This window comes from Streptomyces sp. JH34, assembly GCF_029428875.1.
Taxonomy (GTDB): domain Bacteria; phylum Actinomycetota; class Actinomycetes; order Streptomycetales; family Streptomycetaceae; genus Streptomyces.
The window spans coordinates 1418527-1441670 of record NZ_JAJSOO010000001.1; the positions used below are offsets into that span (position 1 = coordinate 1418527).

Consider the following 23144-nt stretch of genomic DNA (forward strand, 5'->3'; position numbering starts at 1 on the left):
ATGTCGATCAGCATGCGAACGCCTGTCGATCTCCGTCAACCGACCATGGAATTAATCCGGAGTGTCCGGCTCGTCGGCATATCTGCGCTGCCCCGCGTTTCCGCAGGTCGGCGGTGTTCCGGCCGACCCACCACATACATCACGATCGAATAACGGAACGCTCCGGCCTCGTCCGGGAACCTCAAGTTCAGCTCTGAACGTCCCCTTTCCCGGGTTCACCCGCGCCCGGCGGGGCCATGACCCCTGCACGGAACGGGGAGGGGACACCATGAAGCTGGGCATCGGTATCGGATGGCGGCCGGAGATCGCGGACGCCGTAGAGGCCCTGCCGGGAGTCGACTGGGTCGAGGCGGTCGCGGAGAACCTCTGCGCGGACCACCTCCCCGATTCCCTCGTGCGGCTGCGGGAGCGCGGGGTCACGGTCGTCCCGCACGGCGTGTCGCTGGGCCTGGGCGGGGCCGACCGCCCGGACCCCGTCCGCCTCGCGGGCCTGGCGGCGCGGGCCGAACTGCTGGGCGCCCCCCTGGTGACGGAGCACATCGCGTTCGTACGCGCCGGAGGGCCGCCCACCGCCTCGCCGGTCCTGGAAGCGGGCCACCTGCTGCCGGTGCCGCGGACCTGGGACGCGCTGGACGTGCTGTGCGAGAACGTGCGGGTCGCACAGGACTCGCTGCCCGTCCCGCTGGCCCTGGAGAACATCGCCGCGCTGATCTCCTGGCCCGGCGAGGAGATGACCGAGGGTCAGTTCCTCGCGGAGCTGGTCGAGCGCACGGGCGTGCGCCTGCTGATCGACGTCGCCAATCTGCACACCAACCACGTCAACCGTGGCGAGGACCCCGCGACCGCCCTCGACGAGCTCCCGGTGGAGGCCGTCGCGTACGTCCATGTCGCGGGCGGCGTCGAGAAGGACGGCGTCTGGCACGACACGCACGCCCACCCCGTGACGGGCCCCGTCCTGGACGTGCTGAGCGAACTCCGCTCCCGTGTCGACCCGCCGGGGGTCCTGCTGGAGCGCGACGACGACTTCCCGCCGGCCGAGGAGCTGGCCGGTGAACTGACCGCGATCCGCGGCACCCTGGCCTCCGCCGCCGCAGGGCCCCGGCCTGCCCGGCAGCGGCCCGCCCGGGCCACGGAGCCGTCGACCCGTGCCGCCGGGGCCCGCGAGCGGACCGGCCTGGCCCAGACCGCCCTGCTCTCGGCCCTGGTGGCCGGCGCCCCGGCACCGGCCGGCTTCGACCGACGGCGCCTGGGGGTCCAGAGCCGGGCCCTGGCCGCGAAGCGGGCCGACGTCATCGCCAAGGTCGCGCCCGAACTGCCCGAGATCCTCGGCGACGGCTACCGCGACTCGTTCCTCGCGTACGCGAGGAACCGGCCGATGTCCGCCGGATACCGGCGCGACGCGCTCGGCTTCGCCGAGCACCTCCTCGTCACGGGCCGGCCCGCCGACGGGGCCGCCCGGCGCAGGCTGACACGCTGGTGGCAGGAGCGCGCCGCCCCTCGTCCTCCGCGCCGGAGCACCCGTCTGGTCCGGGCCGCCCGTAGCGCCCTTCTCGGAAGGTGACCGCGATGAACGCTCTCGCTCTCGTACTGACCCTCGTGGTGGCGGTCTCCTCGACGCTCCTGATCGTCGCGACGCGCCGGGCCGGGCGACGGGCCGGCGGTACCCACGCGTACGTGCACGACATGTCCGAGGTGGCGTTCCTCGGTGGCGGCCCCGCCAGGGTGGTGGACACCGCCCTCACCCGCATGCACACGGACGGACGGCTGGTCATCGGCGGCCCCGGCATCGTCACGGTCCTGCGCGGGGAAGCCCGTGAAGCGGTGGAGCGCGCCGTGCTCCAGGAGCTGGCCGCGGCACGGAACGGTTCCCTGGGCCGTCTGCGGGAGAACGTGATGCGGCACCCGGCGGTGCAGGAGATCGGCGACGGCCTCGCGGCCCGGGGCCTGCTGGTCACGCCGGGCGAGACCCGGGCCCGCCGTGTCTGGGGGCTGACGCAGGGCATCGGGTGCTTCCTCGGCATTCCGGCCGCCGTCGCCCTGACCGTCGCGCAGTACGCCACGCACGACGGTTACGGTGACATCCCGTTCCCCTTCTTCCTGAAGGTGCTGCCCGCGCTCGTGGCCGGGGCCGTCCTCGGCCTGGTCAACGCGGCGTCGGCCAGGGCACGGCTGACCAGGGCGGGGCGCGGGGCCGTCGACCTCCACCGAGCCGCCAACGCCCAGGTGACCGATCCGGCCCACCTGGTCGCCACCCGGGGCCTGGGCGCACTGCCCGACGCCGGGCTCCGCAGTCAGTTGGCGACTGCTGCCCGGCAACGGCCCGCCCGGCGAACCCCTTCGGCCTCGTCCGGAGCCGTGTTCGTGCCCGTGACGTGGTGCGCGGGGGCGAGCCCCGGCGGGGGCGGCTGCGGCGGTTCCAGCGGTGGGGGCGGCGGCTCCGGGCCTGGTTCCACCTGCAGTTCGGGATCGAGTTGCGGCAGCGGCGGATCGAGCTGCGGCGGTGGGGGCGGGTCCAGCTGCAGCAGCGGATCGAGCTGCGGGGGCGGCTCCAGTTGCGGGGGCGGCTCCAGTTGCGGGGGCGGCTCCTGAGCGTGCGGAGCCGGTACGCGTAGCGGCTCACCGGGCACGCGCGGCCGGCGGGAGTACGAAGTCGGCAAGCGTATGGATTCAGCCACCGACGACCTTCTGTGACCGGGATTCGTCCGTATCGTGAACACCCTGTGGCGCTTCACACCAGGTTTCGCATAGAACTCCGCCATGCTCTGGGTCGTACTTCTTCTGGTCGCGTGGGGCGCGGCCGCCGTGTCGTGCATCCGGCTGTGTCTTGTCACCGCGGGTGCCGCGCACCGGCCGCAGGTCGCCGCACCGGCGTCCCTCTCCCCCGAACTCAACCTCTACGAGACGGCGTTCCTGGCCGGCGGCCCCCAGCGGGTCGCCGATCTGGCACTGGTCTCCATGCACCTGCGGCGCCGACTGCTGCTCGCCCACACGGGGTGGGCCACGGTCGTCGACCCGGAGGGCCGGGACGAGGTCGAGCGCACCGTGATCCGCGCGATCGGTCCGGAGGGCCAGTCCCGGATAGCCCCGATACGGGCCGCCGCCGCGGCGGCGGACGCGGTGCGCAACCTCGCCGACCGCCTCGTCGCGGCCGGGCTGGCCGTGCCGCACGGGACCCGGACGAGTCTGGAGTCGGCCGCGCGGGCCGTGCGGGGCGCCGCGGTACTGGTCGTCGTCCTGGCGGTCGTCTCCATGCTGATGCCCGGTCAGCAGGTGGGCTACGCGGGCCCGGTGGCGGCCTGGTTCGGGCTGCCCCTGGTGCTGACGCTGGGCTGCCTGGCCATCGCACGGGTGGAGAACCACCCGTACAGCCCTTGGGCCTCCCCGTCGGGGCAGCGCTGGCTGGACTCCCTGCCGGCACCGGTGCGCGGTGCGGACCGCGACCTTCTGGCCGCGGTGGCGGTGCGGGGCGTGGGAGCCCTCGAGGACCCGGCCCTGCGGGCGGCGATGCTGGGCGGGGCGCGGGCCGGGGGCTGACCTGCCGCAGACCGCACCCGTACGGCGCGAGGGCCACCCCCTCGGGGGCGGCCCTCGCGCCGTACGTATCAAGTTGTTCGGCCCGGGACACATCGGCCGGACTCGGCGAGGAGTGGCGGTCCGCGGAGAGGAATGGCTGACTCCCCCGCGGGCCACGACGGTTCGCCGGCCGTCGGCCGATGTGTACCCGGCACCGGACCCGGTGTCGCTGGAACGACGGGCGGCGTCACACACGCCGTTGCCCGCCAACTGATCTTCCGGGTCAGGATGACCGGAAACGCTGGTTATGCGAGTCCGGCCACCAAGTCTGCGACGGACTTCCTGCGTCCGGTGTAGAACGGGACCTCTTCACGGACGTGCAGCCGTGCCTCGGAGGCCCGCAGGTGGCGCATGAGGTCGACGATGCGGTACAGCTCGTCGGCCTCGAAGGCGAGCACCCACTCGTAGTCGCCCAGCGAGAAGGATGCCACGGTGTTGGCCCGCACGTCGGGGTAGCCGCGGGCCATCTTGCCGTGGTCCGCGAGCATGCGGCGGCGGTCCTCGTCGGGCAGCAGGTACCAGTCGTAGCTGCGCACGAAGGGGTACACGCTGATGTAGTCGCGCGGGGTCTCGTCGGCCAGGAAGGCCGGCACGTGCGACTTGTTGAACTCGGCGGGGCGGTGCAGCGCCATGTTCGACCAGACCGGCTCGAGTGCGCGGCCCAGCTTCGTGCGCCGGAAGAGGTTGTACGCCTCCTGGAGCTCGTCGGAGGTCTCCGCGTGCCACCAGATCATCAGATCGGCGTCCGCCCGGAGACCGGACACGTCGTAGGTGCCCCGGACCGTGACGTCCTTGGCCGCGAGCTGGTCGAACAGCTCCTGGACCTCGTCGGCGTAACCGGCGCGGTCGAGCGGAAGGACGTCCTTCAGCCTGAAGACGGACCACAGGGTGTAGCGGATGACCTCGTTGAGGTCCTTGGCCTTCTTGCCTGCGTTCGGAAGCTTTTCTGGCGCACTCATACGGCTATTGTCCCGCCTCGCTCCCCGTGCCCCGAACCCGGGTCGGGGTGTTGTCGATCTCCCCCGCCGCCGGGGCCGTCAGGTCCTGGACGATCTCGTCCGCGGCGCGGTGCGCGCTCGCCACGCAGGCCGGGATCCCCACGCCGTCGTACACCGCTCCGCACACCCGCAGACCGGGCAGCTTGGCCACCTCGTCGCGGATCCTGGAGACGCGGTCGAGGTGGCCGACGGGATACTGGGGCAGCCCGCCGATCCACCGCGTGACCTCGGTGTCCACGGGCCGGGCCGTCAGCCCGGCCGCCGAGGCGAGGTCGCCCAGGGACGCGGCGACCAGTTCGGAGTCCTCGCGGTGCAGGTGCTCCTCCTCGCCGTAGCGGCCCACGGAAGTGCGCAGCACGAAGAGGTCGGGGGCCGCGTCGGCGACCCACTGCCACTTGTTGCTGGAGAAGGTGGCCGCCTTGATGGTGCGCCCGTCCACGGGCGGCACGAGGAAGCCCGAACGTCCTTGGAGCGCCTCGGTGTCCGCGATGTCGGAACGCCGGAAGGCCATGGTCACCAGGGCCATCGAGGCGTACTCGACGGCGGCGAGTTCGACGGCGGCGGCCGGGCACTCGGCGGCGAGCAGGGTGGACGCGGACCAGGCCGGGGTGGCCAGGACGACGGCGTCGGCGGCGATCACCCGGCTGTCGGTGCGCACGTCCCAGCCCTGGCCGGCCCGGGTCAGACCGAGCACCGGGGTCTCGTCGAGGATCTCGCCGCCCCCGGCCCGCACGGCGTCGGCCACGGCGCCCGGCAGGGTGCCGATGCCCCCCTCGATGCCCTGGAAGACCGGCCCGGTCTGCTGCCGTGCGGCGGCCCTCTCCTGGATGCGGAGCACACCGTCGAGGAGCGAACCTCCCGCCTTGACCACATCGAAGAGCTGGGGGACGGCCGCTCGCATCGAGATCCGGTAGGCGTCCCCGGCGTAGACCCCGCCTAGCAGCGGTTCGACGAGCCGGTCGACGACCTCGCGGCCGAGCCGGTCCGCGACGTAACTACCGACCGCCACGTCGTCGCCGACGGCGGTCGGGGTCAGGTCGCGCTCCTCGGCGATCCTGGCCAGGCCCTCGGGCGAGAGCACCCCGCCGAGCGCCGCCGGGTCGCCCGGCACACCCATCACATGGCCCTTGGGCATGGGGCGCAGGGCGTCCCGGGTCCAGACCGACGCGGTGGCGGTGGCGGGCGGCCGGAGCCGGTCTCCGAGCCCGGCAGCGGTGGCGAGCCCGATCGCTTCGGGCCGGCGCGCGAGCATCGACTCCGCGCCGAGGTCGACACGGGTGCCCGCGATCTCGCCGGTCATCAGTTTGCCGCCGAGCCGCGCGGTCGCCTCCAGGACGGTGACCCGGACACCGGAGGCCAACAGCCGGTGGGCGGCGGCGAGTCCGGCGATGCCACCGCCGATGACGACGACGTGGGCCGTGCGTGTGGTGTCGCGCTGAAGAGGACGCTGCATGGGTCCACTCTCTCAAACCCGCTCCGAGTCCCGAACGTGACCACTTCGAAACCGCCGACGGGCAACCCGCGCACGGGTACGGCACGTCGAACCAGCACCATCGACAACGTGCCCTGGGGGGACGCTCATGCCTGACGAACGCCACACGGACGATCACCCGCCCGCCCGGCCGGTCCGCCGCCGCCCACCCGCGCAGGCCGCCGCCGTACTGCTCGCGGTCCTTCTGGCCACCGGAGCGTGCGGGGCCTCCTCCGACAGCGGTTCCATGTCCGATTCCAAGGCGGCGGCGCCCCGGGCGGCCGGGGCCGGGGCGGAACCGGCCGACAGGCCCTCCGGCAAGGTGGGGTCCGCGCCGGACCCGGGCTCGGCCCTCGCCGTCCACGTCATCCGGACGGCCACGCTGTACGTCGAGGTCAGGAGTGTGCCGAAGGCCGTCTCCGCGGCCCGGGGTGTCGCGGAGGGTGCGGGTGGACTCGTCGCCGAGGAGAACACCGAACGGGTCGACGACACCCACGACATGTCCCATCTCGTCCTGCGTGTGCCGCAGGCCCGGTACGACGAGGTGCTGCGCGGCCTCGCGGGGACCGGGAAGCTGGTGTCCCGCACCTCGAACGCGAAGGACGTGACCGGGCAGGTCGTGGACGTCGAGAGCCGGATCGCCACCCAGCGGGCGAGCGTCGCACGGGTCCGCGACCTGATGGACAAGGCGGAGAAGCTCACCGACGTGGTGACGCTGGAGGGCGAACTCAGCAGCCGGCAGGCCGCCCTGGAGTCGCTCCTCGCCCAGCAGGCGTCGCTGAAGGACCGCACCACGCTCGCGACCGTCACACTCGAACTGAGTGAGCCCGAGGCGGACGCCGGGGATCCGGAGGGGGACACCGGCTTCCTGGACGCGCTGGGCAGCGGCTGGGAGGCGTTCGTGACGATGCTTCGGTGGATCATGGTCGCGATCGGTGCCACGGCTCCGTTCCTCGCCACCGCGGCCGTCCTGGTGCTCCTGTGGCGCCTGCTGCGCCGCCGCATGCCACGGCGCCGCACGACGCCCCCGCGGGCCACGGAGACCACTGCGGCCCCGCCCGCCCCGTAGGCGCCGTAGCGTGGGCCCCTGATCCTGCACACGGCGGCGAAGGGACCCGGCATGGCGGCGGAGCGACTGGTGGTCGTCGGAGGCGACGCGGCGGGCATGTCCGCCGCGTCGCAGGCGCGCAGGCTCAAGGAACCCGGGGAGCTGAGCATCGTCGCCTTCGAGCGCGGCGACTTCACGTCGTACTCCGCCTGCGGCATCCCGTACTGGGTGAGTGGTGACGTCGAGGGTCCCGACGCCCTCATCGCGCGGACGCCCGAGGAGCACCGGGCCCGTTCCATCGATCTGCGCACCCGTACCGAGGTGACGGAGATCGACGTCGCCGGGCACCGGGTGCGGGCACTGGACCGCGACAGCGGAGAGACCTCGTGGACGGGGTACGACAAGCTGGTGATCGCCACCGGTGCCCGGCCGGTGCGGCCGGACCTGCCCGGCATCGACGCCCCGGGCGTCCACGGAGTGCAGACCCTGGGCGACGGCCAGGCGCTCCTGGACTCCCTCGACCGGGCCCCGGGGCGCCGGGCGGTCGTCATCGGCGCGGGCTACATCGGCGTCGAGATGGCGGAGGCGATGCTCAAGCGCGGCTTCGAGGTGACGGTGCTCAACCGCGGCGCGCAGCCGATGGCGACACTCGATCCGGACATGGGGCGGCTGGTCCACGAGGCGATGGACGGCCTGGGCATCACGACGGTGAACGGGGCGGCGGTCACCCGGATCGACACCGGTCCGGACGGCCGGGTCACGGCGGTCGCCACGGACGGGGACACCTACCCCGCGGACATCGTGGTGCTGGGCATCGGCGTCGAGCCGGAGACCGCGCTGGCCCGTGAGGCCGGTCTGCCGCTGGGCCCGCACGGCGGTCTCCTGACGGACCTGTCGATGCGGGTCGCGGGGCAGGACGACATCTGGGCCGGCGGCGACTGCGTCGAGGTCCTGGACCTCGTCGCCGGCCGCACCCGGCACATCGCGCTCGGCACCCACGCGAACAAGCACGGCCAGATCATCGGAGCCAACGTCGGAGGCGGCTACGGCACGTTCCCCGGGGTCGTCGGTACGGCGGTGAGCAAGGTCTGCGACCTGGAGATCGCCAGGACCGGGCTGCGCGAGAAGGACGCGAGGGCGGCCGGGCTGCGCTACGTCACGGCGACGATCGAGTCGACCGGCCGTGCCGGCTACTACCCGGGAGCGAGGCCGATGACGGTGAAGATGCTCGCGGAGTACCGCACCGGCCGTCTCCTGGGGGTGCAGATCGTCGGCCGCGAGGGAGCGGCGAAGCGCGTGGACGTCGCGGCGGTGGCACTCACCGCAGGGATGACCGTGGAAGCGATGACGGCGCTCGACCTCGGCTACGCCCCGCCGTTCTCCCCGGTCTGGGACCCGGTGCTGGTGGCCGCCCGCAAGGCCGTGTCGGCGGTGCGGGCGGCCGGCACCGGCTAGCGGGCCGTCTGCTGGTGGACGTACTCCACCAGGCGCGTCAGGGCGTCCGGGTCGGTGGACGGCATGACGCCGTGCCCGAGGTTGAAGATGTGGCCCTCGAGGCCGGCGGCGGCGTCGAGCACCTCGCGGGCCTTCGCCTCCACCGCCTCGGTCGGCGCGAACAGCACCGCCGGGTCGAGGTTGCCCTGGAGGGCCTTGCCGGGACCGACCCGGCGGGCGCCCTCGTCCATCGGGACACGCCAGTCGACGCCGACGACGTCCGCGCCGGCCTCGCCCATCAGCCCGAGCAGCTCGCCGGTGCCGACGCCGAAGTGGATGCGCGGGACGCCGTAGGACGCGACGGCGTCGAAGACCTTCGCGGAGGCAGGCATCACGGAGCGGCGGTAGTCGGCCGGCGCCAGGGCGCCGACCCAGGAGTCGAAGAGCTGGACGGCGGAGGCGCCGGCCTCGATCTGGACCTTCAGGAAGGCACCGGTGATCTCCGCGAGCCGGTCGAGCAGGTCGGCCCAGAGCTCCGGGTCGCCGTACATCATGGCCTTGGTGCGCTCGTGGTTGCGGGACGGGCCGCCCTCCACGAGGTAGCTCGCCAGGGTGAACGGCGCACCGGCGAAGCCGATCAGGGGCGTGGCCCCGAGCTCGGCGGTGAGCATCCCGATGGCCGCGGTGACGTACGTGACGTCCTCGGGCGTGAGGTCGCGCAGCCGTGCCAGGTCGGCGCGGGTGCGGATCGGCTCGGCGATCACCGGGCCGATGCCGGGCTTGATGTCGAGGTCGATGCCGATGGCCTTGAGCGGTACGACGATGTCGCTGAAGTAGATCGCGGCGTCGACCTTGTGACGGCGCACGGGCTGCAGGGTGATCTCGGTGACCAGCTCCGGCATCATGCAGGAGTCGAGCATCGCGATGCCCTCGCGGACCTTGAGGTACTCGGGCAGCGAGCGTCCCGCCTGGCGCATGAACCAGACCGGAGTGTGCGGCACCGGCTCACGGCGGCAGGCCTTGAGGAAGGCCGACTCGTGGGTGGCGGGGGTGGTCCGCAGGCCCGAGGACGGGCCCTCCCCTGATCGGACGGAGCTGAGCTCTTGGGGAAGGTCGTTGGCACTCACGCACAGAATCTTCGCACGGAGTGGCAACGAGCCGGACGCCGCATGGGTGTCCCTCCCTGCACGACGCTCCGGTTCCGCCTACTCTTCCCGGCATGGCTCCGGCTCAGGGACAATTCTCCGATCATTCCGATGGCACCGACAGCGAGGAGGGTGCGGACGGCGACGGCGTCCCACTCGCGTTCCGGTCGGCGGTCGACGCGTTGCGTTCCGCCCGGCTGCGCCCCGAACTGGAGGTCGAGCCCACACGGCCGCCGCAGCGGCTCGCCCCGCACGCCTACGCGCTGGAGGCGGCCGTGGTGGACGGCGAGGACGACCTCGCCGACGGCCGTCTGGTCCTCCTGCACGACCCGTCCGGACACGACGCCTGGCAGGGCACGTTCCGCCTGGTGACGCTCGTGCGGGCCGAACTGGAACCGGAGATGGCGGCCGACCCGTTGCTGCCCGAGGTGTGCTGGACCTGGCTCACGGGGGCGCTGGACGCCCGGGGACTCTCGTACGGGGAGGCGGGCGGGACGGTGACGCGTGCCGGCTCGCACTATTTCGGCGCGCTGTCCGCGCGGCGCCCGGCGACGCAGATCGAGATCCGGGCCTCGTGGACGCCGGGTGAGGGGCGCGGCGGTGTGCCTGACGTGGCGGCGCACCTGGTCGCCTGGGGCGATCTGCTCTGCCAGCTCGCCGGACTGCCTCCGTCGGGCACGGCCGACGCGGCGGTGGTGACACTGCCGCAGCGGCGGGGCCCCCAGGTCCCCTAACACTGCGTCACCTTCGGAGAGAGCCGGTCGCACAGCGACCGGCTCTCTTTTCGTACAATCGATCGCCCGTCCGATTTGCCCGAATTGTTACTCACTAAATCGTGATCTTCCCCTAAAGGAGGACGCATCTGCTGCCGAAGAGGTCAATGACCCTTCAAGCATGGTTCGCCCCGGCTTCATCCCCGAGCCGGCCCGCCCCGCCACTCCCCAGGAGGCCTGGTGTCCGTTCTCCTCGAGCAGCCCGCAAGCCTGGTCGCCTACCGCCCGAACAAGCCGACGGCCATGGTCGTCGTGGCCGACCCGCGCGTCCGTTCCACCGTCACCCGCCATCTGTGGGCGCTCGGAGTTCGTGACGTCATCGAGGCGTCGTCCATCGCGGAGGCCCGCCCCCGCGTCGGCAACCCGCGCGACATCTGCGTTGCCGACGTCCACCTGCCCGACGGTTCCGGGCTGACCCTGCTGTCCGAGACCCGAGCCGCCGGCTGGCCGAACGGCCTCGCCCTCTCCGCCGCCGATGACATCGGCGCGGTGCGCAACGCCCTCGCGGGCGGCGTGAAGGGCTATGTCGTCACCGGTACCCGTACCAACATCGGCCACCCGACCCGACCCGGCATGGCCCCGATCGGAGCCAATGCCGCCCGCATGCACCGCAGGCCCCCCGGTTCCCCGAGCCACCCGGGCGGCTACCGCGAACTGTCCGGCCGTGAGGTGGAGGTGCTCCGCCTGGTCGCCGAAGGCCAGTCCAACAAGGCCATCGGCGTCTCGATGGGCCTCTCCGCCCTCACGGTCAAGAGCCACCTCGCCCGCATCGCCCGCAAGCTCGGCACCGGAGACCGCGCCGGAATGGTCGCCGTCGCCCTGCGTACGGGCATCATCCACTGACCCCGCGTCCACCGGCACCTGCACAGATGCACAACCGGCCGGTTTACGTGCATGGTCGCCCGTCGGCGGAACGTTCCGTCGACGGGCGACGCGTTTACACAGATACCCTTGGCATGTGACCGACGCCCAAGAGACCGCAGCAGACACATCACTGCGAACCACCGGGGGCGCTCCCCCGGACGACGTCGCCCCGGCGCCGATCCCCTTGCTCGAGCCGCGCGAGGGAATTCCCCCGGTGGTGGCGACCGACGAAGCGCTGGCCCGTGTGGTGGCGGACTTCGCCGCCGGGACCGGCCCCGTCGCCGTCGACGCGGAGCGCGCCTCCGGCTATCGCTACGGGCAGCGCGCCTACCTGGTGCAGCTGCGCCGCGAGGGCGCGGGCAGCGCGCTGATCGACCCGGTCGGCTGCCCCGACCTGTCCGCGCTCGGCGACGCCCTCACCGGCAGTGAGTGGATCCTGCACGCGGCCACCCAGGACCTGCCCTGCCTGCGCGACATAGGCATGACCCCGACCTCGCTCTTCGACACGGAGCTCGCCGGACGGCTGGCGGGATTCCCGCGTGTCGGGCTGGGGGCCATAGTCGAGAACGTCCTCGGCTACGCCCTGGAGAAGGGGCACTCCGCGGTCGACTGGTCCACCCGCCCCCTGCCCGACCCCTGGCTGCGCTACGCCGCGCTCGACGTCGAGCTGCTGGTGGACCTGCGCAACGCCCTGGAGGAGGAGCTGGACCGGCAGGGCAAGCTCGGCTGGGCCTTGGAGGAGTTCGCCGCGATCGCCTCGGCTCCGCCCGCTCCCCCGCGCAAGGACCCGTGGCGCCGGACCTCCGGCATGCACAAGGTGCGCCGCCGCCGCCAGATCGCGGTCGTACGGGAGCTGTGGACCGCCCGTGACCAGGTGGCGCAGCGCCGGGACGTCTCCCCCGGGAAGGTCCTCGGCGACGCCGCGATCATCGAGGCGGCCCTGGCGCTCCCGGTGAACGTGCAGGCCCTGACCGCGCTGCCCGGCTTCGGGCACCGGATGGGGCGCCGCCAGCTCGAGCAGTGGCAGGCGGCCGTCGACCGCGCCAGGCAGCTGCCCGAGTCCGAACTCCCGCAGCCCGGCCAGCAGCCGGCGGGTCCTCCGCCGCCCCGCTCGTGGGCGGACAAGGACCCGGCCGCCGCGGCCCGGCTGTCGGCGGCCCGCACCGCCGTGTCGGAGCTCGCCGAGCGGCTGCGCATGCCACAGGAGAATCTGATCACCCCGGACACCGTGCGCCGGGTCTGCTGGGAGCCGCCCAAGGCACTGACCCCCGACGCGGTCGAGACCGCGCTGGCCGGACACGGTGCGCGCCACTGGCAGATCGAACAGGTGGGCCCGCTGCTGCTGCGCGCCCTGGACACCGACGTCTGACGCCTTCGGACACGCGTACGCCCCCATGCCGGGTCCGGCACGGGGGCGTACGCGTGTCGGGACCGCACCAGGGGCAGCTTCATCGAGGAGGATCGAATTCACGCCAGTTACCCGGTCCCGCCGGGTCACCGGCGGCACCCCCAGCGTGTGTGACGTTCGCCGCTCCGGCGACGGGGGGTGGGCAGTCTGGTTACCCGCAAGTAGCATGAGGGACGTGGCGCACCGATGCGTGCGCCCGCAGCAGTGCCATCCCGCACCCTGGAGGAGAGCCACCGTGCCTCGTACCATCCGGGACGTCGTCTTCGTCGACGGCGTCCGCACCCCGTTCGGCAAAGCGGGCCCGAAGGGCATCTACCACGAGACCCGCGCCGACGATCTCGTCGTGAAGGCCATCCGGGAGCTGCTGCGCCGCAACCCGGACCTGGACCCCGCGAAGATCGACGAGGTCGCCATCGCCGCGACCACCCAGATCGGCGACCAGGGCCTCACTCTCGGGCGTACCGCCGGAATCCTGGCCGGTCTGCCCCAGTCGGTCCCCGGTTACTCCATCGACCGCATGTGTGCGGGCGCCCTGACCGCCGTGACCTCGACGGCAGGTTCCATCGCCTTCGGCGCGTACGACGTCGTCATCGCCGGCGGTGTCGAGCACATGGGCCGCCACCCGATGGGCGAGAGCGTGGACCCCAACCCGCGCCTCGTGTCGGAGAAGCTGGTCGACGAGTCGGCCCTCTTCATGGGCATGACCGCGGAGAACCTGCACGACAGGTACCCCTCGATCACCAAGCAGCGCGCCGACGAGTACGCGGTCCGTTCGCAGGAGAAGGCCGCCAAGGCGTACGCCAACGGCAAGATCCAGCAGGACCTGGTGCCGGTCTCCGTGCGCCGCACCGACCCGGCGGTCGGCGAGACGGGCTGGGGCCTGGTCACCGCCGACGAGCCGATGCGCCCGGGCACCACCATGGAGTCCCTGGCCGGCCTGAAGACCCCGTTCCGCGCCCACGGCCGCGTGACGGCCGGTAACGCCGCGGGGCTCAACGACGGCGCCACCGCCTCGCTGCTCGCGTCCGAGGAGACCGCCCGCGAGCTGGGCCTCCCCGTCAAGATGCGTCTCGTGTCGTACGCCTTCGCGGGCGTCGAGCCGGAGGTCATGGGCTACGGCCCGATCCCGGCGACGGAGAAGGCCCTGGCCAAGGCCGGTCTCTCCATCGACGACATCGGTCTCTTCGAGATCAACGAGGCCTTCGCCGTGCAGGTCCTCGCCTTCCTGGAGCACTACGGCATCGCCGACGACGACCAGCGCGTCAACCAGTACGGCGGCGCCATCGCCTACGGCCACCCGCTCGCCTCCTCCGGCGTCCGCCTGATGACTCAGCTGGCCCGCCAGTTCGAGGAGCAGCCGGAGGTCCGCTACGGCCTGACGACCATGTGTGTCGGCTTCGGCATGGGCGCGACGGTCGTCTGGGAGAACCCGCACTTCGAGAACGCCGGAGGCAACAAGTGAGCGAGCGCAGCGAGGGAACAGACAAGAGGTGCAGCCCGAGCGAATGCTGGGCCGAGCGAAGCGAGGGTCAGGCATGAGCTCCACCACCGAGCTTCTGAAGGGCGCGGCCGAGCTGTTCCCCGGCGAGGTCGTCACGCAGGCGCACGTACGCCACCTCGACCTTCCCGGCGGCGCGGGCCGCTTCGCCCTCATCACGCTGGACAACGGCTTCGACCACACCAAGCCGACCACCGTCGGCCCGCAGTCGCTGGCGAACCTGAACGCCGCCGTCGACCAGGTCGAGGAGGAAGCGGCCGAGGGCACGATCGTCGGTGTCGGTGTGACCGGCAAGCCGTTCATCTTCGCGGTCGGCGCGGACCTCAAGGGCGTCGAACTCCTCAAGGAGCACAAGGACGCGCTGGCCATCGGCAAGGGCGGCCACGACGTCTTCCGCCGTCTGTCGGGCCTCGCGGTCCCGACGTTCGCGTACTACAACGGCGCGGCGATGGGCGGTGGCGTCGAGATCGGGCTGCACTGCTCCTACCGCACCGTCTCCAGTGCGCTGCCGGCGTTCTCGCTGCCCGAGGTCTTCCTCGGCCTGGTCCCCGGCTGGGGCGGCTGCGCGCTGCTCCCCAACCTGATCGGCGCCGACCGCGCCGTGTCGGTGATCATCGAGAACTCGCTGAACCAGAACCGCCAGCTCAAGGGCAAGCAGGTCTTCGAGCTCGGGATCGCCGACGCGATCTTCGAGGGTGCGGACTTCCTGGAGCAGTCGCTGATCTGGACCGCGTCCGTCCTCAAGGGCGAGATCGCGGTGGAGCGCCCCGAGGTCGACCGCGGTGACGCCTGGGACCAGGCCGTCGCACGCGGCAAGGCGATCGCCGACTCCAAGGTGCACGGCGCCGCCCCGGCCGCGTACCGCGCGCTGGAGATCATCGCCGCGGCGAAGTCCGGTGACCTGGGCGCCGGTTTCGACGCCGAGGACCAGGCCCTCGCCGACCTGATCATGGGCGGTGAGCTGCGCTCCGGGATCTACTCGTTCAACCTCGTCCAGAAGCGCGCCAAGCGCCCGGCCGGCGCCCCGGACAAGGCTCTGGCCCGCCCGGTCACCAAGGTGGGCGTGGTGGGCGCGGGCCTGATGGCCAGCCAGCTCGCCCTGCTCTTCCTGCGCCGCCTCGAGGTCCCGGTCGTCCTCACGGACATCGACCAGGAGCGCGTCGACAAGGGTGTGGGCTACGTCCACGCCGAGATCGAGAAGCTCCTCGGCAAGGGCCGCATCAACCAGGACAAGGCCAACCGCCTCAAGGCCCTGGTCTCCGGCGTGCTGGACAAGGCGGAGGGCTTCTCCGACGCCGACTTCATCATCGAGGCCGTCTTCGAGGAGATCGGCGTCAAGCAGAAGGTGTTCGCGGAGGTGGAGGCGGTCGCCCCGGCGCACGCGATCCTCGCCACGAACACCTCGTCCCTCTCGGTCACCGAGATGGCGTCGAAGCTGAAGAACCCCGAGCGGGTCGTCGGCTTCCACTTCTTCAACCCGGTCGCGATCCTCCCCCTCCTGGAGATCGTCCGCGGCGAGCAGACCGACGACGCCTCGCTGGCCACGGCCTTCGGCGTCGCCCGGAAGCTGAAGAAGACCGCGGTGCTGGTGAAGGACGCCCCCGCGTTCGTCGTCAACCGCATCCTCACCCGCTTCATGGGCGAGATCCAGAACATCATCGACGAGGGCACCCCGGTCGAGACGGCGGAGAAGGCCATCGAGCCCCTCGGCCTGCCGATGTCCCCGCTGGTGCTCCTGGAGCTCGTGGGCCCGGCCATCGGCCTGCACGTCTCCGAGACCCTGAACCGCGCGTTCCCGGACCGCTTCACGGTCTCCGAGAACCTCGCGGCGGTCGTGAAGGCGGGCAAGCGCGGCTTCTACGTCTACGACTCCGGTGCGCCGGTCCTCGACCCCGAGGTCGCCGCGCTCCTCGAGCAGGGCGACTCCGTCCTGTCCGAGGAGCAGGTCCGCGACCGCGTCCTGGACGCGGTGGCGCAGGAGATCGGCCTGATGCTCGCCGAGGGCGTCGTCGCCGAGCCGCAGGACATCGACCTCTGCCTGATCACCGGCGCGGGCTGGCCCTTCCACCTGGGCGGCATCACGCCGTACCTGGACCGCGAGGGCGTCTCCGAGCGGGTCAACGGGAAGCGTTTCCTGGAGCAGGGCGTGGCGAGCGTTCCGGCATAACGCACAGAGCAGCACCCCGCGTGAAGCGGTGAAGGGCACGGCTCGGTCACGGGTCGTGCCCTTCGCATTGCCCGTGGAGCGCTGGACCCGACAGGCTCGTGACAGAATGTTGCATCTCACCCCAAAGCTTGGACGGTCATCCCGTTCCGGGAGAATCGGCGGTCACGGCGCTCATGACGATCAGCGACAGGCCGGTGAGCCGGCGAGCACTCCTCCTCGCGGGAGGCGGCACCGTGGCCGCCGCCACCGCTGCAGGCGTGGTCCTCGCCAGGCGTGAGAAGCAGACACCTCCTCCCCCGGGTGCCGTGGGGTTGTTCGACATCGACGCGGCCGCGGAACTGCTACGGCCCACTCCGCTTCACGACATCACCGGACCGCAGTCGATCGCGTTCGACGAGCACGGCCGCATGTACGCGCTCCAGGTCATGCAGGGTGGCATCCGGCTGCCGGACGAGGAGCGCCCCGCGTCCGGGAAGGCGCGGCGACTGGCCGGGGACATGTGCGTCACGGCGTACGCCCGTGGCGGAGCGGCCGCGGGGCACATGTACCTGCGCGGATTCGGACACGGCATCTCGATGGGCGTCGAGCCGTCCGGCGACGGCCCGCTGCTCTGGGTGGAGTGCGACGCCGACACGGGTACCGGGTACGGACGCGCCGTGGCCCGTGTCCCCTTCCACCACGGCACGGTGCTGGACAGTACGTCCCCCTCGGTACGCCACCACCGGCCCCTGCCCGGCAGCCACCGGATCCACCCGGCCGTGGACGTGGCCGGCGGGCGCGTCCTGCTGAGCCACCGGGCTGGGCGGTCCCAGCGGTACACGGTCTACGCCCTGGACGACTTCCTCTCGGGCTCGTACAAGCCGTTGGCCGACCTCAGGAACCATGCCCTGCGCGGCGGCGAGACACTCCAGGGCTGCGCCGTGCACGGCGATCACATCTACCAGCTCACGGGGACTCCCTACACGGACCCGGAGGGTGCCAATCCGCCGGAGGGCGGCGGGAACACCTACGTGTCGGCCATCGACGTGCGCAGCGGGAGGACCATCGGCCGGCGCAAGGTCTCCGTCGCACCCCACCTCCCTTTCCGGGAACCGGAGGGACTCGCCGTCCGGCCGGGGGCCCGTCCCGAGCTGTGTGTGGCGTTCTCCGTGAAGTCCGGCGACAGACGAAACGTCGCTGTCTACGCGTGTCCGTCCTGACGACGGCGGACCGGACCGGCACGACCGTCACCCAGCGTGATAGCTGATGGGCGCGCGATCACATGAAGCGAGCAATATATAACCGTTCGGTATCCGGCGGTCCAATGTTCGACTTTTACCCTCTGAAAGTTCACTAAATCTTTCATGACAATCTAAAGTTCGGTCTGATGCTTCACGAGCTCCTGACGCACCGTCCGCCTTTCATCTGAACCCCGCGGCTCGGCCCCCACTGTGATGACGTGCGGCACCCCCTGCTCCCGCCGGCACCGTCGCCGTGCGTTCGCACAAGATCACTGAAGGAGGGGCTGTCCCCTGATGGGCAAGCCACAGCGCCAGGCGGCGCTCGGTATTCTGATCACGGTTGCCCTGGTGGGCAGTTTCGTCGCCATGATGGCGGCGGTCGTGATGGTCTCCCTCCCCGTCTTCGCCTACGCAGCGGCGGTCAGCTACGGAGCGGACCTGCTCCTTCACACCGCCCAGTCCACGACGCTGGACCGCCTCCGGGACTCACGCTTCGGCCTCACCATCCGCTTCCTGATCCGGCAGTTCCTGCTGCTGGCCCTGTGCGGCGTCATGATCGACCTCGACTCCTTCGTCGTGCAGATGACGGCGGTCGGACTGCTGCTCCTCTTCGTCATGCAGCTCGTCTACGGGGCCCTGCTCAAGCGGGTCCGGTCCGAGCGGGCGGCGCTGCCCTTCACCACACGCGGGCTGGACCTGGAGGCGCTCGGCATCAGGCGCCTGCCGCACCCGTTCCTGATGGACAAGCACGTCCGCAAGATGCTGCACCTGGACGTCCCGCTGGTCGCCGGCGCCATCGGCACGATCGCCACGGACGACTGGCGGTACGTGACGTTCGGTGGGATCGCGACCGTCTGGCTCGCCTTCGTCGCGGTGCTGGTCCTGCTGCCCGGCGCCAAGAACGCGCTGATCCTGCCCAGCCCCGACGACGCCCTGGACGAGCTCAACTGGCAGCTGGGGCAGTACAGGCCGCAGGTCGCGCTGTACTTCACCTTCGCCGCCGTGTCCCGGGACTTCATGTACCAGGTGAACATGTGGCTCGAGTCACTGGAGGCGCTGGACCTGCGCCCCATCATCGTCCTGCGCGAGCGCGCGACCCTGCGCTTCCTGGACGCCACCTCCGTGCCGGTCATCTGCGTCCCGAAGGCCGAGAACCTGGCGCGGGTCGAGATGCCGGAGCTCCGCGTCACCCTCTACCCGGGCAACGCGGGCAAGAACGTGCACATGCTGCAGCGCCACGAGGTCAAGCACGTCTTCATCGGCCACGGCGACAGCGACAAACTGGCCAGCAGCAACCGCGTCAGCAAGGTCTTCGACGAGATCTGGGTCGCGGGCCGCGCCGGACGCGACCGCTACGAGCGCATCAAGCACGCGGTGTCCGCCCACCAGATCGTGGAGGTCGGACGTCCGCAGCTGATGCCCCTGCGCCGGTGGACCGGCTCGGTCAGCAACGAGACACCCACCGTCATCTACGCCCCCACCTGGGAGGGCTGGACCGACGACGCCTGCTACACCTCGGTCATCCCCGCCGGCGAGCACCTCATACGCATGCTGCTCTCCCACGAACGGAGACTGCGGGTCATCTACAAGCCCCACCCCCTGACCGGCACCCGTTCCCCCGCCGCGGCGGCCGCGCACCGGCGGATCATCGCCCTCCTCCAGGAGGACAACACCCGCCGCTTCGGCAGGAAGATCACCGACTCGAAGACCGCCGCCCGCCGGCTGGCACGCATCGACAAGCGGCTCACCGACCTCCAGGAGCGCGGGGTCCGGTCGAAGTACCCGGACCTGTCCGAGGAGGAGCGGACCGCGCGCATCCGCAAGTTCCGCGACCAGGCCGGCACGCTCTACTGGGACTCACTGCCCGTCGACGCCCACCACGTGGTGACGGAGAGGGTGCCCACCCTGTACGACTGCTTCAACCACTCGGACCTGCTCATCGGCGACATGTCGAGCGTGGTCTCCGACTTCGTGGCGACGAGGAAGCCGTACGCGATCTTCAACCTGGAGGGTCTCCCGGACGCCGAGTTCAGGAACGAGCAGCGGACCGCCTACGCCTCGTATCTGCTCGATTCCGAGTGCAACGGCCTGGAGGAGGCGCTCACAGCGACGCTGGAGCCCGCCAAGGACGTCATGGCCCCCTACCGGGAGCAGCTCAAGGACTACCTGCTCGGCACGGACCACCCGCCGTCGACCGTGCGGTTCAACGGCGCCGCGAACGACCTCTACCACCGCGGGCTCCAGGACTTCCCGATCGAGTACCCGGTGTACGAGGAGCCCTCCGGCCAGCCCGGTGCGCAGCCGCGCCAGCCGGCCTGACCACGACACGTTCGCCGCCCGTACCCCCTCCGCCCTCCGTGAAGGAAGCAGGACGTCTTGACCTCCCGCACCGCCCGCCGCCGTACCGTCGCCGTCGTCCTCGCCGGCGGTACGGGGCAGCGCATCGGCCTCTCCATACCGAAGCAGCTCCTGAAGATCGCCGGGAAGCCCATCCTCGAGCACACCCTGCAGATCTTCGAGGCTGCCGCGGACGTGGACGACGTCCTGGTCCTGATGACGCCGGACCACGTCGCCGAGGCCCAGCGGATCGTGACCCGGGCCGGGTTCCGCAAGGTGCACCGGGTCCTCGCGGGAGGCGCGACCCGGAGTGAGACGACCACGCTGGCCATCCGCGCGGCCGCCGCCCTTCCCGGCGGCGACGAAGGGGGCGACGAGGACCGCAACCTGCTCTTCCACGACGCCGTACGCCCGCTGCTGTCCCAGCGGGTGATCACGGAGTGCGTCGAGGCGCTGGAGCGCTACCGCGCCGTCGACGTGGCCATCCCCTCGGCCGACACGGTGATCGTGACGCGGACCCACGGCGACGACGGCGAGTTCATCACCGAGGTGCCGGACCGCGCCCGGCTCAGGCGCGGGCAGACTCCTCAGGGGTTCCGTCTTTCCACCATCCGGCGCGCGTACGAACTGGCGGCGGCCGATCCGCTCTTCCAGGCCACCGACGACTGCTCGGTCGTCGTGAAGTACCTGCCCGACGTCCCCGTCCACGTGGTCATGGGCGACGAGTACAACATGAAGATCACTCAGCCGGTGGACGTCTTCATCGCCGACAAGCTCTTCCAGCTCGCCTCGACCACCGCCCCGGCGCACAGCGGTGAGTCGTTCTACCGGGACCGTCTCTCGGGCCGTACCCTGCTCGTCTTCGGCGGGTCGTACGGGATCGGCGCGGACATCGCCAGGATCGCCGAGGAGTACGGAGCCAGGGTCTACGCACTCGGGCGTTCCACCACGGGCACCCACGTGGAGAACCCCGACCAGGTCGACGAGGCGTTCGCCCGTGCCTACGCGGAGACCGGACGTATCGACTACGTGGTCAACACCGCGGGCGTGCTGCGGATCGGGCGGCTCGACGCGACGGACAACGCGACCGTCCGGGAGGCCATGGAGGTCAACTTCCTCGCTCCGGTGAACATCGCGCGCACGGCCTACAAGTACCTCGCCGAGAGCGGGGGGCAGTTGCTGCTCTTCACCTCCAGCAGCTACACGCGTGGGCGTGCCGAGTACAGCCTGTACTCCTCCACGAAGGCGGCCATGGTGAACCTGACCCAGGCCCTTTCGGACGAATGGGCCGAGGACGGGATCAGGGTCAACTGCGTGAACCCCGAGCGGACCGCCACACCGATGCGGACGAAGGCCTTCGGCCAGGAGCCCGGCGGCTCGCTGCTCACGTCCGAGACGGTCGCGCGCAGTTCGCTGGACGTACTGCTGTCCGCGCTGACCGGCCACGTCATCGACGTGCGTCAGCAGGACCCCACCGCTCCGGGCAACGCCTCCGGCTTCGAGAAGGCCCTCGCATCCGTCCTTCACGAACAGGCCGACGTCTCCTCGTGACCACGTCCACAGCGTCCAGTTGGTGAGGGAGGACCATGAACCACTCGACGGCGCCCTACGGGCACCGGGCACGCATCTTCGTGGCCGGCGATTCCACGGCGGTCACCCGCCCGGTGAGCCACCTGCCGATGGCGGGTTGGGCGCAAGCCCTCCCTCTGTTCCTCAGCCCCGATGTCGAGGTCGTCAACTGCGCTCGTGCCCGGGCGAGTTCCAAGAGCTTCCATGAGCGGGGACGGCTCGGATGGATCCTGGACAACATGGCACCGGGTGACTACCTGGTCTATGGGTTCGGCCAGATCGACTGGAAGCCCGACGCCGGCCTCCACACCGAACCCTTCGGGTCGTTCATGGACCACATGCGGGCCTATGCCGTAGGGGCGCGGGCGGCCCAGGGGCATCCCGTGGTGCTGCTCCCCTTCGAGCGGCGCCGTGTGGACGTGCACGGCAACGTGTCCCGGTTCCTCGGCGACTACCCCACGGCCATGCGCAGGCTGGCGTGGGAGGAGCATCTGCCGGTGATCGACCTCTACGGCCAGAGCATCGCCTGGTGGGAGGAGCTCGGGCCGGAGAACTCGAAGCACGCCTTCACCTACCTGCGCCCGGGTGAGCCCCTGCAGGAGATCGTGCAGGACGCGGACAACGTCCACCTGCGCGCCGAGGGCGCCATCGAGTGCGCCCGGTTCGTGGCCCGCGGTCTCCTGACCCAGCAGATCGTCCCGGCCCACTGGGTCACCGGACTGGACCGCCGGACGTTCTCGTACGACGAACTCGGCTGGCTCGACGACGAGACCTTCGTCCGCCGGACGAAGGAGAGGGTGTCCGCCCACCCCGTGCGGGAGGCAGGCGCGTGAACCACTTGCTGTGCAACGGCCGGGCCGTCGCAGCGGACCCCGCGCAGGGCGTCGTGTACGCGGGTCTCTACAGCTCGGCGGACCCGCGGGCGGGCGCCGTGCCGGGGGAGATCATCCAGCTGGGACTGTCCGTGGCGGCGGACGGGGGCGCCCCACGCGGCTGCGCCTACGTCATGGAGAACTCTCTGACCGATGCCGCGGAGATCCTCTCGGCCGAAGCCCTGGAGTACTTCCCCCAGCAGCGCTGGTTCCGCGTGCGCGCGGACGCCGGCGAGACCCGCACCGGCGCGCTCTCCCTGCGGATCACCACTCCGCGCGGTGCTCCCCGGCTGCGTCCTCAGATCATGGTCGCCGTCCCGGACGCGGGGGGCCAGAAGCTGGTCCGTACCGCCCGGCTCTCCGGCCACTCGCTGCCGGTGCGCACCCACTCCGTGCCGGGACTGCGCATCACCACGGAACCAGGTGTCCGGGGAACGGTGAACGTGCTGGCGCAGGCGCCGCGTGGCAGCTTCGCGATCTCCGTGACACAACCGCGTCACGGCAGCGCGCAGCTCTCCCGCGACGGCTGGGTGGCCTACGACCCGGCCCCGGGGTTCACGGGGTACGACCGCTTCGAGTACACGGTCGGGACGGACGACTCGGCGAAGGTCACGGCTGCGGCCAACGTCTTCGTGGGCGATCTGGGCCTGGCTCCGGGCGTGTTCCCCCCGAGCGCGGTCGAGACCGGATTCCATTCCTGGGAGTGGCCCGAACTCACCGGAGAGATGCCCTGGCCCCGGCCGCAAGAGTCCCCGAGGAACCGATAG

Annotated in this window: 18 protein-coding genes; 15 read left to right on the plus strand and 3 right to left on the minus strand. The window is 71.4% G+C overall.

Annotated features, from left to right (window positions below):
* Positions 1 to 268 precede the first annotated feature (268 nt).
* From LWJ43_RS06355 to LWJ43_RS06365, 3 genes are all read left to right on the plus strand, one after another.
* Positions 269 to 1561: an MbnB/TglH/ChrH family RiPP precursor modification enzyme gene (locus LWJ43_RS06355; protein ID WP_277331303.1), complete on the plus strand. Its 1293-nt coding sequence runs from the start codon at positions 269 to 271 to the stop codon at positions 1559 to 1561.
* Positions 1562 to 1566: 5 nt separating this feature from the next.
* Entirely contained in the window at positions 1567 to 2589 is a 1023-nt protein-coding gene (locus tag LWJ43_RS06360) for a TIGR04222 domain-containing membrane protein (protein ID WP_277331304.1), read from the plus strand.
* Between the two features lie 168 nt (positions 2590 to 2757).
* Complete coding sequence (locus LWJ43_RS06365) at positions 2758 to 3534, plus strand: TIGR04222 domain-containing membrane protein (protein WP_277331305.1); 777 nt, start codon at positions 2758 to 2760, stop codon at positions 3532 to 3534.
* A gap of 284 nt (positions 3535 to 3818) precedes the next feature.
* Here the strand turns inward: LWJ43_RS06365 and hemQ are convergent, their stop codons facing one another.
* Positions 3819 to 4532, minus strand: coding sequence for a hydrogen peroxide-dependent heme synthase (gene hemQ, locus LWJ43_RS06370; RefSeq protein ID WP_277331306.1), 714 nt, complete (start codon positions 4530 to 4532; stop codon positions 3819 to 3821).
* A gap of 4 nt (positions 4533 to 4536) precedes the next feature.
* Positions 4537 to 6024 (minus strand): protoporphyrinogen oxidase, encoded by a 1488-nt coding sequence (gene hemG / locus LWJ43_RS06375; protein ID WP_277331307.1) that lies wholly within the window; start codon positions 6022 to 6024, stop codon positions 4537 to 4539.
* A gap of 127 nt (positions 6025 to 6151) precedes the next feature.
* Between hemG and LWJ43_RS06380 the strand changes: the two genes are divergently transcribed.
* Positions 6152 to 7111: a DUF4349 domain-containing protein gene (locus tag LWJ43_RS06380; protein WP_277331308.1), complete on the plus strand. Its 960-nt coding sequence runs from the start codon at positions 6152 to 6154 to the stop codon at positions 7109 to 7111.
* A gap of 51 nt (positions 7112 to 7162) precedes the next feature.
* Positions 7163 to 8545 carry an FAD-dependent oxidoreductase gene (locus tag LWJ43_RS06385; protein ID WP_277331309.1) on the plus strand — a complete coding sequence of 461 codons (1383 nt, stop codon included), beginning with the start codon at positions 7163 to 7165 and terminating at the stop codon, positions 8543 to 8545.
* On the opposite strand, the gene hemE is transcribed toward LWJ43_RS06385, so the two are convergent.
* Positions 8542 to 9651: a uroporphyrinogen decarboxylase gene (hemE, locus tag LWJ43_RS06390; RefSeq protein WP_462100866.1), complete on the minus strand. Its 1110-nt coding sequence runs from the start codon at positions 9649 to 9651 to the stop codon at positions 8542 to 8544. The two genes, LWJ43_RS06385 and hemE, sit on opposite strands and share 4 nt — an antisense overlap.
* Positions 9652 to 9743: 92 nt before the next feature.
* Between hemE and LWJ43_RS06395 the strand changes: the two genes are divergently transcribed.
* From LWJ43_RS06395 to LWJ43_RS06440, 10 genes are all read left to right on the plus strand, one after another.
* A complete protein-coding gene (locus tag LWJ43_RS06395) occupies positions 9744 to 10403 on the plus strand; it encodes a DUF3000 domain-containing protein (RefSeq protein ID WP_277331310.1) in 660 nt (219 codons plus the stop codon).
* A 219-nt stretch (positions 10404 to 10622) separates the two neighbouring features.
* Positions 10623 to 11285 (plus strand): helix-turn-helix transcriptional regulator, encoded by a 663-nt coding sequence (locus tag LWJ43_RS06400; protein WP_069169388.1) that lies wholly within the window; start codon positions 10623 to 10625, stop codon positions 11283 to 11285.
* Positions 11286 to 11400: 115 nt separating this feature from the next.
* Positions 11401 to 12675: an HRDC domain-containing protein gene (locus tag LWJ43_RS06405; RefSeq protein WP_277331311.1), complete on the plus strand. Its 1275-nt coding sequence runs from the start codon at positions 11401 to 11403 to the stop codon at positions 12673 to 12675.
* Between the two features lie 274 nt (positions 12676 to 12949).
* Positions 12950 to 14176: a thiolase family protein gene (locus LWJ43_RS06410; RefSeq protein WP_277331312.1), complete on the plus strand. Its 1227-nt coding sequence runs from the start codon at positions 12950 to 12952 to the stop codon at positions 14174 to 14176.
* Positions 14177 to 14249: 73 nt separating this feature from the next.
* Positions 14250 to 16379, plus strand: coding sequence for a 3-hydroxyacyl-CoA dehydrogenase NAD-binding domain-containing protein (locus tag LWJ43_RS06415; RefSeq protein ID WP_277331313.1), 2130 nt, complete (start codon positions 14250 to 14252; stop codon positions 16377 to 16379).
* Between the two features lie 173 nt (positions 16380 to 16552).
* The gene (locus LWJ43_RS06420; RefSeq protein ID WP_277331314.1) at positions 16553 to 17578 is read left to right on the plus strand and encodes a signaling protein; all 1026 of its coding nucleotides are present in this window, start codon (positions 16553 to 16555) and stop codon (positions 17576 to 17578) included.
* Positions 17579 to 17893: 315 nt separating this feature from the next.
* Positions 17894 to 19918, plus strand: a complete 2025-nt coding sequence (locus LWJ43_RS06425) for a hypothetical protein (protein WP_277331315.1) — start codon at positions 17894 to 17896, stop codon at positions 19916 to 19918.
* 57 nt (positions 19919 to 19975) lie between these two features.
* A complete protein-coding gene (locus tag LWJ43_RS06430) occupies positions 19976 to 21487 on the plus strand; it encodes a bifunctional cytidylyltransferase/SDR family oxidoreductase (protein WP_277331316.1) in 1512 nt (503 codons plus the stop codon).
* Positions 21488 to 21522: 35 nt separating this feature from the next.
* The gene (locus tag LWJ43_RS06435; protein ID WP_277331317.1) at positions 21523 to 22338 is read left to right on the plus strand and encodes a rhamnogalacturonan acetylesterase; all 816 of its coding nucleotides are present in this window, start codon (positions 21523 to 21525) and stop codon (positions 22336 to 22338) included.
* Positions 22335 to 23144 carry an Ig-like domain-containing protein gene (locus LWJ43_RS06440; protein WP_277331319.1) on the plus strand — a complete coding sequence of 270 codons (810 nt, stop codon included), beginning with the start codon at positions 22335 to 22337 and terminating at the stop codon, positions 23142 to 23144. The genes LWJ43_RS06435 and LWJ43_RS06440 overlap by 4 nt, the downstream gene beginning before the upstream one ends.

Excerpts from the sequence above, each read along its gene's own strand:
- LWJ43_RS06355 (WP_277331303.1), top strand. The coding sequence starts at position 269 with ATGAAGCTGGGCATCGGTATCGGATGGCGGCCGGAGATCGCGGACGCC.
- LWJ43_RS06360 (WP_277331304.1), top strand. The coding sequence starts at position 1,567 with ATGAACGCTCTCGCTCTCGTACTGACCCTCGTGGTGGCGGTCTCCTCG.
- LWJ43_RS06365 (WP_277331305.1), top strand. The coding sequence starts at position 2,758 with ATGCTCTGGGTCGTACTTCTTCTGGTCGCGTGGGGCGCGGCCGCCGTG.
- hemQ (WP_277331306.1), bottom strand. The coding sequence starts at position 4,532 with ATGAGTGCGCCAGAAAAGCTTCCGAACGCAGGCAAGAAGGCCAAGGAC.
- hemG (WP_277331307.1), bottom strand. The coding sequence starts at position 6,024 with ATGCAGCGTCCTCTTCAGCGCGACACCACACGCACGGCCCACGTCGTC.
- LWJ43_RS06380 (WP_277331308.1), top strand. The coding sequence starts at position 6,152 with ATGCCTGACGAACGCCACACGGACGATCACCCGCCCGCCCGGCCGGTC.
- LWJ43_RS06385 (WP_277331309.1), top strand. The coding sequence starts at position 7,163 with ATGGCGGCGGAGCGACTGGTGGTCGTCGGAGGCGACGCGGCGGGCATG.
- LWJ43_RS06395 (WP_277331310.1), top strand. The coding sequence starts at position 9,744 with ATGGCTCCGGCTCAGGGACAATTCTCCGATCATTCCGATGGCACCGAC.
- LWJ43_RS06415 (WP_277331313.1), top strand. The coding sequence starts at position 14,250 with ATGAGCTCCACCACCGAGCTTCTGAAGGGCGCGGCCGAGCTGTTCCCC.
- LWJ43_RS06420 (WP_277331314.1), top strand. The coding sequence starts at position 16,553 with ATGACGATCAGCGACAGGCCGGTGAGCCGGCGAGCACTCCTCCTCGCG.
- LWJ43_RS06425 (WP_277331315.1), top strand. The coding sequence starts at position 17,894 with ATGGGCAAGCCACAGCGCCAGGCGGCGCTCGGTATTCTGATCACGGTT.
- LWJ43_RS06435 (WP_277331317.1), top strand. The coding sequence starts at position 21,523 with ATGAACCACTCGACGGCGCCCTACGGGCACCGGGCACGCATCTTCGTG.